Raw genomic sequence first — 12,239 nt, forward strand, 5'->3', positions numbered from 1 at the left:
AGCGACTTTCCCGGCAACGACCTTGCCGGCAGCGACTTTCCCGGCAGCGACCTTGCCGGCAGCGACCTTGCCGGCAGCGACCGGCTCACCGAGGGCGGCGCGGGTCGTCCTCGTCGTAGCGCGGGTACTGACCCGGCTGCGCGGACCCGGGCTGCGAGTAACCGGGCTGAGAAGACCCGGCCTGGCCGTAGGGCTCCTGAGCGTAAGGATCCTGCGGCTGCGCATAAGGGTCCTGCGGCTGTGCATAGGGATCCTGCGGCTGCGCGTAAGGATCGTGCGACTGCCCGTAGGAAGCTGGCTGGCCATAGGAGTCCTGCGGTCGGCCGTAGGACTCCTGCGACTGCCCGTAGGAGTCCTGCGACTGCCCGTAGGTCTGGCCGCCGTAAGTCTGACCGCCGTAACTCTGGCCGCCATAACTCTGGCCGCCGTAGGTCTGGCCACGCTGGTCGCCGGCGTGGCCGTAGGGCTCCTGCGCGTAAGGATCCTGCGGCTGCCCGTACGCCTCGGCCGCCCCCGGCTGCTGCTGGTGGTGGTCGGTGAACTCCTCGGCCAGCCCCGCCACCGTGGCCGCCGCGACGACGCCGATCGCGGCCACCGGGCCCGGACCCTCGTCGGCAGTTGCCGCAGCGGAGTCGCCGGGAGCCGCGGAGGACGAGCCCGGGTTCTCGAGAGCGGCCCGCTTCTTGGCCTTCCGCTCCCGCAGCGCCTCGATGAGGATCGGCAGCACCGAGATGACGACGATCACGAAGACGACCGGCAGGATGTAGTGGTCGATCTTGTCGCCGATGGCGTCGTAGATCTGCTGGGCGAGCAGGTAGCCGATGAGCAGCACGCCGTCGGTCCACAGGATGGCGCCGACGATGTTCCAGAGGAGGAACTGCTTGGCCGGCATGCCGAGCGTGCCCGCCACCGGGTTGAGGAAGGTGCGCACGATCGGGATGAAGCGCGCGAGCACGACGGCCTTGGCGGGGCCGAACTTCTCGAAGTAGTACTCCGCCTTCTCCACGTACTCCCGCTTGAACAGCTTGCTGTCCTGGCGGTCGAACATGCGCTTGCCGTAGCGCGCACCGAGGAAGTGGCCCAGCTGCGCCCCGATGATGGCGCACAGCGGCGCGCCGATGAGCAGGCCCGCCAGGGAGATCCGGGTGCCGTCGCCGAAGATCGAGTCGGCGACCGGGGAGGCCGCGACGCCCGCCAGGAACAGCAGCGAGTCGCCGGGGAAGAAGAAGCCGACCAGCAGGCCGGTCTCCGCGAAGAGGATCGCCCAGACGCCGATGAGCCCGAAGGTCTGAAGCAGATCCTTCGGGTCCATCGGGTTCAATGCGAGCTGCTCGGTGAGCGCTTGGGTAACCACGCCTGGAAGGGTACCGGTAGGCAGCAGTGCCGAACCTGTACGCGGCCTGTGATTCAGAGCCGGGGATCCACAGGTTCGGACTCCGCGGCCAGGATGGCGAAAACCAGCTCGTGGATCCGCCACAGGGGCGCGCCCTCGGCCAGCCGGTCCAGCGCCGCCAGGCCCATCCCGTGCTCGCGCAGCGCCAGCGACCGCTTGCGGCCCAGCTGCCGCTGCCGGAGACGTTCGAGCTGCTCGGGACGGGTGTACTCGGGACCGTAGATGATCCGCAGGTACTCCTGGCCGCGGCACTTCACGCCCGGCTGCACCAGCCGTCCACGGTCGTCGGTGGCGCCGAGCCCGGCCCACGGCTTGACGACCATGCCCTCTCCGCCGGCGGCGGTCAGCCCCAGCCACCAGTCGGTGGCCGCGGCCTCGGACGCCGGGTCGCCGAGGTCGACGATCATCCGCCGGGTGGGCGTGAAGAGCGCAGGGTCGGCCGCCACGAGCCGGTCGGCGACGGACAGGTGCCAGTCGTGGTCCTTGTCCTTGTACGAGACCCCGGGCCCCGCGAGCACGGCAAAGGGCGCCAGCGTCACCCCGTCCAACCCGTCGACCGGCCGCACGTACGCCCGGTAGGCCGCCGAGTACCCCGCGATCTCCGAGGAGCGGAGCGAGACCCGGTCCCGCAGCGCCGACACGTCCAGCCCCCGGTCCGCCGCCCGGTCGAGCACCCCGAGAGCGGCGGGCAGGGCAGCACGAGCCGCCGCCCCGACACCCGCGTACCGCTCGCGGATCAGCCCGCCGGCCTTCGCCGACCACGGGAGCACCTCGACGTCGAGCAGCAGCCAGTCGTCGAGCAGGTCCAGGGATGCCGCCCGTACGCGGGAAAGCAGCTCCGAAGCAAGAGCAGCGTCGAAGAACGGCCGTCCGGTCCGGGTCCAGATCGCGTCGCCGGCACCGTCCCGGGAGACGCGCACCACCGCCCGCGAGCCCATGTGCTTCTCCTCGCACACGACCTTGTCCACGCCGGCCGCCCGCATGTCCGCGAACGCCGTCGACGGGTGCTCGAGATAGCCGTCGATCTGCGAGGTCGAGCAGGGCGCCATGGTCGGCGGCAGCCACACCAGCGTCGCCGGGTCGAGGGCGAAACGGCTCATCACCTCGAGCGCCGCGGCGGCGTTCTCGGCGGGCACGGTCGTCCGGCCGTACCCGTAATCAATGTGCCGTCGCCCGATGACGTCGGACAGGTCGAGGCCGTCGCCGGACCGCGTGGCAGGAGCCAGCGGCCGCACCGGCGCGTAGTACTCCCGGGCGGCCGGCACGGACACTAGCTCCCGCGACGGCCAGCGCAGCGCGGTCAGCTTCCCGCCGAACACGCACCCGGTGTCGAGGCAGATCGTGTTGTTGATCCACTCCGGCGCAGGCGTGGGCACATGGCCGTAGACGACCGCCGCCGATCCGCGGTAGTCGCGGGCCCACGGGTAGCGCACCGGGAGGCCGTACTCGTCGGTCTCGCCGGTGGTCTCCCCGTAGAGCGCGAAGGACCGCACGCGTCCGGAGGCCCGCCCCTGGTACGCCTCCTTCAGCCCGGCGTGCGCGACCACCAGCCTGCCGCCGTCCAGCACGTAGTGGCTGACCAGCCCGTCGATGAAGGCACGCACCTCGGCCACGAACTCCGGCGGCTCGTGCGACAGCTGCTCCAGCGTCTCGGGCAGCCCGTGCGTGAGCTGCACGTTGCGCCCGCTGAGCTGGCGCGCCAGCTTCTGCTCGTGGTTCCCCGGCACACAGATCGCCGAGCCGCCGCGCACCATGCCCATGACCAGGCGCAGCACCCCGGGCGAGTCCGGGCCGCGGTCCACGAGGTCGCCCACGAAGACCGCCGTACGCCCCTCCGGGTGCACCGCGTTGTCGCGCGTGACGGCGTACCCGAGCTTGGTCAGCAGCGTGACCAGCTCCTCGCGGCACCCGTGCACGTCGCCGATGATGTCGAACGGCCCGGTCAGCTCCCGCTTGTCGTTGAACAGCTTCTCGTACCGGATCGTGGCTCCGGCGATCTCCTCGGGGCCACGCAGCACGTGCACCTTGCGGAAGCCCTCGCGAGCCAGCTGTCCCAGCGATCGTCGCAGGTCCCGGTGCATCCGGGTGAGGACCTGCCGCCCGAAGGTACGGTCGGGCCGCGCCTGGGTCCGCTCCCACGCCAGCGCCTCGGGCACGTCGAGCACGATGGCGACCGGGAGCACGTCGTGTTCCCGGGCGACCTTGACCAGCCCCGCCCGGGCGTGGGTCTGCAGGTTGGTGGCGTCCACGACGGTGAGCCGGCCCGCGGCGAGGCGCTTGCCGGCCACGTAGTGCAGCACGTCGAAGGCGTCGGCGGACGCGGACTGGTCGTTCTCGTCGTCGGCGACCAGGCCCCGGAAGTAGTCGGAGGAGAGCACCTGCGTCGGCGCGAAGTGGGTCCGGGCGAAGGTGGACTTGCCCGACCCGGAGACGCCGACGAGCGCCACGAGGGCGAGCTCGGGGATGTCGATCATGATTCCTCCCGGGTGAAGACAGCCATCTGCGTGGGCCGACCGTGCTTTTCGTCCGCCTCGCCGATGCCGCTGACGACGGCGGAATATCCGTGCGCGGCCGCCGTCCGGTTCGCCCAGTCGGCGAACGCCGCGCGGTCCCACTCGAAGCGGTGGTCGCTGTGCCGCATGCCGGTCAGCCCCTCGTAGAGCACGTTGTACTCGGCGTTCGGCGTGGTCACGATGACGGTCGCCGGCCGCGCGTGCCCGAACACCGCGTCCTCCAGCGCGGGCAGCCGCGGCAGGTCGAGGTGCTCGATGACCTCCATGAGCACGGCGGCGTCGAATCCGCGCAGCCGGTCGTCGCGATAGGTCAGCGCCGACTGCCAGAGCTTCACCCGGCCACGCTGCCGCTCGGGCACCCGGTCGAGACGCAGCCGCCGGTGCGCCAGCTCCAGCGCGCGCGAGGACACGTCGGTGCCGACGATCTCGGTGTACCGCTTGTCCTTGACCAGGCCACCGAGCAGCGCACCGCCACCGCAGCCGAGGTCGAGCACGCGCGTGGCGCCGGACTCGGCGAGGGCGGCGAGCACGGCGTCCCGGCGCTGCTCGGCGAGCGACTGACGGCGTACGACCGGCAGCTCGGCCTCCTCCTCGACACCGCCCTGCTCGGCGCCGGCGACCAGCCTGTCCAGGGCCGTCTCGGTCAGCGACCGCCGGTGCGCCAGGTAGCGCCGGATGATCAGCACCTTGGCGGGATGCCCGGCGAGCCAGCCCTCCCCGGAGCGCAGCAGCTTGTCGATCTCGTCGGGCGCCACCCAGTAGTGCTTCTCGTCGTCGAGGACGGGCAGGAGCACGTACAGGTGGTTGAGCGCGTCGGCGAGCCGCAGTTCCCCGGTGAGCGTGAGGTCGACGTAGGCGCTGTCCCCCGCGAGCGGATGCCCGGCCGGCAGGTCCGGCGAGTCGAGCGGGATCGGGCGGGCGGCGACGGTCCAGCCGAGCGGCTCGAAGAGCCCGGCCGGGTCGCCCTTGCAGCGCAGCACCGGCACGCGGATCTCCAGCGGGATCGGCTGTGCGGCCAGCTCCGGGCGGTCCTTCGACTGCCCGCGCAGCGCGCTGCGGAAGACCTTGGCGAGGGCGCTCGCCAGCAGGCTGGAGGCCGCGTACGGGCGGTCGTTGACGTACTGGCCCAGCGAGAACGACTGATCAGCCCGTCCCGCCCGCAGGCGCCGGGGATCGACGTCGAGCAGCAGGGCGGCCGTGCACTTCTCCGCGGTCGCGTCGGGGAAGAGGACGTACGCCGTCCCGGTGGGCACGTCGAAGGAGTGCACCCGGTCCGGGTGCTTGACCAGCAGGAACCCGAGGTCCGTCGCGGGAGCCCGGGTGGTCGTCACGGTGAGCAGCACCGGCCGATGATCGCAAGATCACGTCGTCGGCACGAGCGATTTCGGCGCCGGAGGAAGGTCAGCGCATGCGTACGCGGACGGTGTTGTCCCCCCGCGCGGCCGGCAGCTCGATCGGGTCGCTGTAGGCCTCGATCGAGACCCGGGCGGTGCCGCCTCGGAAGGTGGGCGAGGCGGTCAGGACGAAGGTGAACCAGGTCTGGCCGCCCGGTCCGCGCGCCGTGCCGTCCGGCCAGCAGAGCCAGATCCAGCCGGCCTCCTCGCCGATCGTCCGGAAACACCGGTCCGGTGCCACGGCGACTTTCACTCCGTGGGGGAGCGAGAGGGCGGTGAAGTTGGCGTTGTTCGTGAACAGGTCCGGGCGCAGGGTGCCGGGGCCCAGGTTGACCATGCCCATCCGGAAGGTGCGCCGGCCGCCGGGCGGGATCTCGGCCGAGCCGGCCACCGCGGCGAGGTTCGGGCGCTTGCCGCGTACGGTGAGGATGAGCTCCACGTACTCGCTGGCGGGCTTCGGGTCCACCTGCGGCAGGCCGGCCGAGGCGCCCAGCGGGACGAGGGTCAGCGGAGCCCCCGTCCCGGCGGTCGACGCCCCGCCCCGGATCATGCTCCGCACGTCCTCCCATTCGGACATGGTCAGCCACTGCGCGGTCGTCTCCGCCACGCTGCCGCCGGCCGCATCGGCGGGCGGGCGCAGCTGGACCGGCGCCGACAGCCCGTACGTGCGCCCGGGCTCCAGCGGGGTGTCGAACACGCACGAGACGACCACGTCGAACCAGCAGTTGCTCGCGTCCGTGGCGACCAGGTCGCGGGCGATGCCGAGCTGGAGGACCGTGCCCTCGATCGTGTTCTTGCCGGCGTTGCGCACCCGCGGCTGGATCGAGGCCAGCTCGCCGGGCGGCGCCGACGTCGCCAGCGAGGTGTTCGCGGCGGCGAGGTTGACGCTCTCGGCGACCCGTACCGGCGAGGTGCTCGTGACGGCGGCCTGGCCGTCCAGCTTGGCCGTGACCGTGATGCTGCCCGTGGCACCCGGCGTCGCCGTGGCGGTGGGGTTCACGAAGAACCAGCCCATGGAGAACAGCTCGCCGCCGACCGGCCGGATGCCGGACACCGCGCACGACAGCACCGCGCCGGAGCGCTCGCACGGCGACTCGTCGTCCCCGGCGATGATCATGATCGGGAAGCCGCCGAACTCGAGGTCCACGAGGTCCGCCGCCGCGGTGAGATCGACCGTGTAGGTGAGGCGGTGGCTGCGGATCGGCTGCTCGCGCTCGCCGAGCGTGCCCAGCAGCAGGGCGATCTTCTCCTTCTGCCCCGGCGCCACCGTGATCGCGTCCAGGGCGACCGAGAAGCCGCCCGGCGCGGCGTGCGCCGCACCGGCCGGGACCATCAGGACTGCTGCCGCCAGTGGCAGCAGCGACAACCACAGGCGGCTGATCTTCATGATCGGAATCTAGCCGGGCATTGTGCCCCGATGTGCCCGATCAGCGGTAGTCGTCCTCCAGCTCGACGACCTGCCTCTGCTCGTGAGCGTCCCACTCGGACGCCTCGATGGCCGGCGACACCTCCGCGTCCTCGCCGTCGTCGTCACCGGCCAGCCAGCCGGGGTCCGCCTCGGCCGCCTGCTCGGCGGCGTCGCCCTCCGGGGCCTCCGGGTCGAGCTCGTACTCCGGGTTTGTCATGACCGACTCCCTCTTGCGCCGTCACGGGCTCTTTCCATGTTCCCCCGTCCCCCGCATGATCGGAGGGCAAACCGCCTGCCTGTGTAACGGGTCGATTACCGAGCACGGGGTGGCCTGCGGAATACTTCTTCCCGGCAGGTCTCCGTCCTTCACGATCAAGGAGCGCTCCCGATGCCCATCGCTTCCCCTGAGGTCTACGCCGAGATGCTCGACCGCGCCAAGGCCGGCGCGTTCGCGTACCCCGCGATCAATGTCACGTCCTCGCAGACCCTCAACGCGGCGCTCGCCGGCTTCGCGGAGGCGGGCAGCGACGGCATCATCCAGATCTCCACCGGTGGCGCCGAGTACGCGTCCGGCCCGACGATCAAGAACATGGTCACCGGCGCGGTGGCGCTGGCGGAGTACGCGACCGAGGTCGCCCGCAACTACCCGGTCAACATCGCGCTGCACACCGACCACTGCCCGAAGGACAAGCTGGACAAGTACGTCCGCCCGCTGCTCGCCATCAGCAAGGAGCGCGTGGACAACGGCAAGGCGCCGCTCTTCCAGTCGCACATGTGGGACGGCTCGGCCGTGCCGGTCGACGAGAACCTGCAGATCGCCGAGGAGCTGCTCGGCCTCGCCGCCGCGGCGCACATCATCCTCGAGATCGAGGTCGGCGTGGTCGGCGGCGAGGAGGACGGCGTCTCCGCCGCGATCGACGACAAGCTCTACTCGACCGTCGAGGACGGCCTGGCCACCGCCGCCGCGCTCGGCCTGGGCGAGAAGGGCCGCTACATGACGGCCCTGACCTTCGGCAACGTGCACGGCGTCTACAAGCCCGGCAACGTCAAGCTGCGCCCGGAGATCCTCAAGGAGATCCAGGAGGCGGTCGGCGCCAAGTACGGCAAGGAGAAGCCGTTCGACCTGGTCTTCCACGGCGGCTCGGGCTCGCTGCTCTCGGAGATCCACGGCGCCCTGGACTACGGCGTGGTCAAGATGAACATCGACACCGACACGCAGTACGCCTTCACCCGCCCGGTGGCCGACTTCATGCTGCGCAACTACGACGGCGTGCTCAAGGTGGACGGCGAGGTCGGCAACAAGAAGCAGTACGACCCGCGGGCCTGGGGCAAGATCGCGGAGGCCGGCCTGGCGCAGCGCGTCGTCGAGGCCTGCGAGCACCTGCGCTCGACGGGCACGACGCTCGCGAAGTGACGGTGCCCTGACGCTGTGATCGCGGCCGGCTCCCTGCTGGGGGACCGGCCGCGCTGTCTTCGCGGCATCGGCCGCGCTCCCTCGCGGGGATCGGCCGCGCTGCCTCGCGGGGATCGGCCGCGCTGCCTTCGGGGGATCGGTCCGCTGCCTTGGGGGGACTGGCGGCTCTGCCTTCGGGGGATCGGCCGCGATCATGTTGCAAGGTGACGCTCCGGGGTGGGTACCATCGTTCTCTGCTGGGCGGCGGAGGCGGTGATCTTGCTCGGGATCGAGGGGTACGACCCCGATTGGCACCACGACGCGGTCGCCCTTGCCGCCGTCCACAGAGCACGGTTCTCGCGGCTCATCGGCCGTCGGCTCATGTCCGGCTGGCTCATGTGGGACATGGCCGAGCGCGGCTGGTTCGCCGACGGCCCGGTGATCCTCGGCTTCGGTGAGACGAATGTCGAGATTACCCACCGCAAGTTCGACGAGTGCGCGATCACGTGGAACAGGGTGGACATGAGCGCCCCGATCGACTGGTTCGCGACCGGCATCCAGCTCGACTGGCGCGCCGACCCGCACTCCGCCCTGCGCAACGCCCGCGACAAGGTGCTGCGCGAGGTCAACATCATCGAGCTGATCACGGTGGCCGAGTGGCGGCCCCGGATCCTGCACGCCGTGGAGTTCCTCTTCGAGGGCGCGCGCCTGGCCGTCTACAACGCCATGGACGAGAACGGCCTGACCGACGTCCCCGAGTGGGACCTCCCCGTCAACAACTGGCGCCGCGTCCGCGTCGCCTGATCAGTTCCCGCCTCCGCCGCCTCCTCCGCCTCCGCTGTCGCCGCCTCCGCCCCAGCCGCCGTCGCCTCCGCCCCAGCCTCCGCCGTGGTGGTCCCCGCTGTTGCCTGCGCCGTCCCCGCCTCCGGCGCTGTCGGCGAAGCCGACGTATCCCGCGGTCGGGCCGCCGTCGCCGCGCTCGTTCAGGAAGCGGACGGGATCGTCGTGGCTCGACCGGAGGTCACGCTTGCCCTGCATGGTGGCGAAGGTGAGCACGGCGATCAGTCCCACGCCCGCGAGGGCGAGATAGAGGAAGTCCATACCCGCAGTGTGATCGGTCGATGCCACTACGCTATGTGGCGGGCGCCTCCAGGGCGGCCATGGCCTCGTCGAGGTCGTCGGTGACCACGATCAGGTGCGACTGGTCGCCGTGCGGGGAGCGGGCGAGCAGCGGCTTGAGCAGCTCCTCCACCGGGAGGCCGGCCCAGTGCGCCCGGCCGAGGAAGACGAAGGCGCCCGACGGGCCGTCGGTGCGGTAGAACGTTTTGGTCGCCGCCTGGAACACCTCCTGCACGGTGCCGGCCCAGCCGGGCGCGAAGACGATCCCGCCCCGGGCCAGGCGCAGGATCGAGTCCTCGCGGACGGCGTTGGAGAAGTACTTGCCGATCTGGCCGGCGAAGAGATTGGCGGGCTCGTGGCCGTACAGCCAGGTGGGGAGCGCCAGGCCGCCGTGCGTGAGCTGCGCGACCACATCGCCCGTCACCCCGGCCGGCATGGGGTATCGCGCCCGGACCGCCAGCGCGGCCGAGGTGAAGGGATCGTGGTCGCGGAAGTCGGGTGCCGGCGCGAGCAGGTCGATCGCCTCGGTGAGCTCCGCGGCGGTGCGCGTGGCGAAGTAGGCGCCGAGATTCGCGGCCTCCATGACCCCGGGCCCGCCGCCGGTCACGATCAGCCGCCCGGCGCCGGCCAGGCGGTGCGCCAGCTCGGCCGCCATCCTGTACGCGTCGGAGCCGCGCGGCTCGGCGTGCCCGCCCATGATCCCGACCGCGCCGCGCGGGCCGTGCACCTCGAACCACGCCGCCAGTGCCTTGCCCAGCGCGTTGTCCACGCCCGCGTCGTGCAGGCGCTGCGCGATCGCCTCGCGAAGATCCGGCGACGCGCCACCGTGGTCGAGGAAGTGCTGGTAGACCAGGGTGTCGTACATGCCGGCGAAGCCGTGGTCGGCGAACCCGGCCGCCAGGTCCTCGGGTGTGTAGAGCAGCGCGGGATGGGTCGGGAAGGGCCGCTCGTCGAAGGGCGGGATCACATGCGCCCCGCGCCGGATCACGTCGAGCTCTGCCTCGGCCGACGGCATCTCGCAGCCCACGAAGAGGGTGCCCGTGACGTCGACCTCGGACAGGTCCGGCGGCTCCCGGTCCAGGCGCAGGCCCAGCACGATCAGGCCGGCCAGCGACCGCTTCGCCAGGTGGGTGTCGAACTCGGCACGCGACTCGATCTCGGATTCGGTCGCGTCGAAAGGCTGGTGAGGATCGCCGAACATGTTCGTAGGGTAGCCATCATGCGAAAAGCGTCCGGATCCCTGTACGGCCTCGCCTACGGCGACTCGTTGGGCAAGCCGACCGAGTTCATGCCGTACGAGGAGATCGTCGCCGCCTACGGCCCCGGCGGCCCGCGCGAGCTGTCGGGCGATCCGGCGCTCGTGACCGACGACACGCAGATGATGCTCGCGGTGGGCTTCTCCCTGCTGTCCCCGTTGGCTGACCTTGAACCGGTGCTGCGGAAGGCCTTCGTCGAGTGGTCCGTCAGCCCCGACAACAACCGGGCGCCCGGGATGACGTGCCTGCGTGCGTGCGCGTCCCTTGCCGAGGGGCGCCGGTGGCAGGAGGCATCGCAGATCGACTCGAAGGGGTGCGGCGCGAACATGCGGGTCACGCCGCTGGGCGTCGCACCGGGGCTGACCGAGGACGACCGGGCCGGCGGCGCTCAGTTGCAGGCGGGGCTGACGCACGGCCATCCGACGGCGCTGGCGGCTTCGGAGCTGACTGCTCTGGGCGTACGGTGGCTCATGGATGGTCTTGATCCTGAGGATCTTGTGCCCGCGATGCGTGACCGGTGTGCCTCGCAGCGGACGGTCTATCGCTCGGAGTGGCTCGGGGATTTGTGGCAGCACTCGCAGGCGCCGTCCGTGGAGGCGTTCATCGCCCGCGGATGGGACGAAACGGACGCCGCGCTGGCCCGGGTGTCCGCGGCGGTGAGCCGGGGCTCGTTCGCGGGTGACCCCTGTCACGCGACGGGCGCGGGCTGGATCGCGGAGGAGGCGCTGGCCACAGCGCTGTACTGCTATTTGATCTCACCGGAGGACCCACTGGCCGTGGTGGGCCGGGGCGCGTGCTCCTCCGGCGACTCCGACTCCATCGCGTGCCTGGCCGGAGCCTTCGCGGGCGCGGCGCTGGGAATGGCGGCCTGGCCCTCGTCGTGGGCGTCGCGGATCGAGTACGCGGACCGGCTCCACGCCCTCGGCACGGCTTGGGATGATCCAGCGGCGTGACCGGGTTGAATGGTGGCATGCAGAATCTCCTTCCCGAGCCCCCGGCCACGCGCATCCCCGCGGACGAGGCCGCCGAGGCTGCCCTGGCCACCGCCGCGCAGACCGGCAGCGACGACGCCTACAAGGAGGTGGCGGCGAAGTTCCCGGCGTTCAGCGGGGGATGGGCCGCGCTGGCCGAGAGCGCGCTGGCCGCGCAGCAGCCGGTGACCGCCTACGCGTACGCCCGCACCGGCTACCACCGCGGCCTGGACGCCCTGCGCCGCAACGGGTGGAAGGGCCACGGGCCGGTGCCGTGGGCGCACGAGCCGAACCGCGGCTTCCTGCGGGCGCTGCACGCGCTGTCGCTGGCCGCGGCCGAGATCGGCGAGGCGGACGAGGCGGCTCGGTGCGCGCAGTTCCTGCGCGACAGCGACCCGGTGGCGGCGGACGCTCTTTCCTAGTGATGTGGCGGGCCTCTTTGCTGGGGCCCGCCTTTCTCACAGTCCTTCTGCCACGGCTGCGGCGATCTTGAGCCAGCTGTCCCGGGTGCCGTTGGAGAGGTGCCCGTAACGCAGCGGCTCGCCGGAGTCGATCAGCTTCTCGTAGGGCGCCAGCAGCACCGCCCGCGTCCGGGCCGCGAAGTGCCGCTGGATCGCCGGCAGGTCGATGTCCTTGCGCGTCGGCGGCATGGTGACCACGCTGATCGCCTGCCGCACCAGCCGCTGCCGGCCGCTCTGCTCCAGGTGGTCGAGCATGCGCGCCGCGGTCTCCGCCGAGTCGTTACGAGCCGACATCGTGATCACCAGCTGGTCGGTCGCGTCCATGGCGGCC

General features: G+C 71.5%; 12 protein-coding genes. 4 read left to right on the forward strand and 8 right to left on the reverse strand.

Annotated features, from left to right (window positions below; translation table 11 throughout):
- Positions 1-85 precede the first annotated feature (85 nt).
- Genes RBH18_RS17355 through RBH18_RS17375 form a run of 5 tightly spaced genes read right to left on the reverse strand, consistent with a single transcriptional unit; the run spans position 86 to position 6,925 of the window.
- Positions 86-1,354, reverse strand: a complete 1,269-nt coding sequence (locus RBH18_RS17355) for a DedA family protein (RefSeq protein WP_306208958.1) — start codon at positions 1,352-1,354, stop codon at positions 86-88.
- A gap of 53 nt (positions 1,355-1,407) precedes the next feature.
- Positions 1,408-3,867 carry a polynucleotide kinase-phosphatase gene (locus tag RBH18_RS17360; protein ID WP_306208959.1) on the reverse strand — a complete coding sequence of 820 codons (2,460 nt, stop codon included), beginning with the start codon at positions 3,865-3,867 and terminating at the stop codon, positions 1,408-1,410.
- Complete coding sequence (locus tag RBH18_RS17365) at positions 3,864-5,249, reverse strand: 3' terminal RNA ribose 2'-O-methyltransferase Hen1 (protein ID WP_306208960.1); 1,386 nt, start codon at positions 5,247-5,249, stop codon at positions 3,864-3,866. Before RBH18_RS17365 ends, RBH18_RS17360 begins: the two co-directional genes overlap by 4 nt.
- A gap of 58 nt (positions 5,250-5,307) precedes the next feature.
- Entirely contained in the window at positions 5,308-6,687 is a 1,380-nt protein-coding gene (locus tag RBH18_RS17370; protein WP_306208961.1) for a COG1361 family protein, read from the reverse strand.
- A 40-nt stretch (positions 6,688-6,727) separates the two neighbouring features.
- Positions 6,728-6,925: a hypothetical protein gene (locus tag RBH18_RS17375; RefSeq protein ID WP_306208962.1), complete on the reverse strand. Its 198-nt coding sequence runs from the start codon at positions 6,923-6,925 to the stop codon at positions 6,728-6,730.
- Positions 6,926-7,096: 171 nt separating this feature from the next.
- On the opposite strand from RBH18_RS17375, the gene fbaA reads away from it, so the two are divergent.
- Positions 7,097-8,122: a class II fructose-bisphosphate aldolase gene (gene fbaA / locus RBH18_RS17380; RefSeq protein WP_306208964.1), complete on the forward strand. Its 1,026-nt coding sequence runs from the start codon at positions 7,097-7,099 to the stop codon at positions 8,120-8,122.
- Between the two features lie 216 nt (positions 8,123-8,338).
- Positions 8,339-8,905 carry a hypothetical protein gene (locus RBH18_RS17385; RefSeq protein ID WP_306208966.1) on the forward strand — a complete coding sequence of 189 codons (567 nt, stop codon included), beginning with the start codon at positions 8,339-8,341 and terminating at the stop codon, positions 8,903-8,905.
- Here RBH18_RS17385 and RBH18_RS17390 read toward each other — a convergent pair whose 3' ends face one another.
- Entirely contained in the window at positions 8,906-9,202 is a 297-nt protein-coding gene (locus tag RBH18_RS17390; RefSeq protein WP_306208968.1) for a hypothetical protein, read from the reverse strand.
- Between the two features lie 31 nt (positions 9,203-9,233).
- Entirely contained in the window at positions 9,234-10,421 is a 1,188-nt protein-coding gene (locus tag RBH18_RS17395; RefSeq protein WP_306208970.1) for an LOG family protein, read from the reverse strand.
- An 18-nt stretch (positions 10,422-10,439) separates the two neighbouring features.
- On the opposite strand from RBH18_RS17395, the gene RBH18_RS17400 reads away from it, so the two are divergent.
- Positions 10,440-11,429, forward strand: coding sequence for an ADP-ribosylglycohydrolase family protein (locus RBH18_RS17400; protein WP_306208971.1), 990 nt, complete (start codon positions 10,440-10,442; stop codon positions 11,427-11,429).
- A 17-nt stretch (positions 11,430-11,446) separates the two neighbouring features.
- Positions 11,447-11,869: a DUF3151 domain-containing protein gene (locus RBH18_RS17405; RefSeq protein WP_305788593.1), complete on the forward strand. Its 423-nt coding sequence runs from the start codon at positions 11,447-11,449 to the stop codon at positions 11,867-11,869.
- Positions 11,870-11,905: 36 nt separating this feature from the next.
- Here the strand turns inward: RBH18_RS17405 and RBH18_RS17410 are convergent.
- Positions 11,906-12,239, reverse strand: a 334-nt coding sequence (locus tag RBH18_RS17410; protein ID WP_372338929.1) for a MinD/ParA family ATP-binding protein, incomplete at its 5' end; no start/stop codon positions are given.

The sequence above is a fragment of the Actinoplanes oryzae genome, assembly GCF_030757795.1.
Lineage (GTDB): Bacteria > Actinomycetota > Actinomycetes > Mycobacteriales > Micromonosporaceae > Actinoplanes.

Excerpts from the sequence above, each read along its gene's own strand:
- RBH18_RS17375 (WP_306208962.1), bottom strand. The coding sequence starts at position 6,925 with ATGACAAACCCGGAGTACGAGCTCGACCCGGAGGCCCCGGAGGGCGAC.
- RBH18_RS17400 (WP_306208971.1), top strand. The coding sequence starts at position 10,440 with ATGCGAAAAGCGTCCGGATCCCTGTACGGCCTCGCCTACGGCGACTCG.
- fbaA (WP_306208964.1), top strand. The coding sequence starts at position 7,097 with ATGCCCATCGCTTCCCCTGAGGTCTACGCCGAGATGCTCGACCGCGCC.
- RBH18_RS17390 (WP_306208968.1), bottom strand. The coding sequence starts at position 9,202 with ATGGACTTCCTCTATCTCGCCCTCGCGGGCGTGGGACTGATCGCCGTG.
- RBH18_RS17405 (WP_305788593.1), top strand. The coding sequence starts at position 11,447 with ATGCAGAATCTCCTTCCCGAGCCCCCGGCCACGCGCATCCCCGCGGAC.
- RBH18_RS17360 (WP_306208959.1), bottom strand. The coding sequence starts at position 3,867 with ATGATCGACATCCCCGAGCTCGCCCTCGTGGCGCTCGTCGGCGTCTCC.
- RBH18_RS17370 (WP_306208961.1), bottom strand. The coding sequence starts at position 6,687 with ATGAAGATCAGCCGCCTGTGGTTGTCGCTGCTGCCACTGGCGGCAGCA.
- RBH18_RS17395 (WP_306208970.1), bottom strand. The coding sequence starts at position 10,421 with ATGTTCGGCGATCCTCACCAGCCTTTCGACGCGACCGAATCCGAGATC.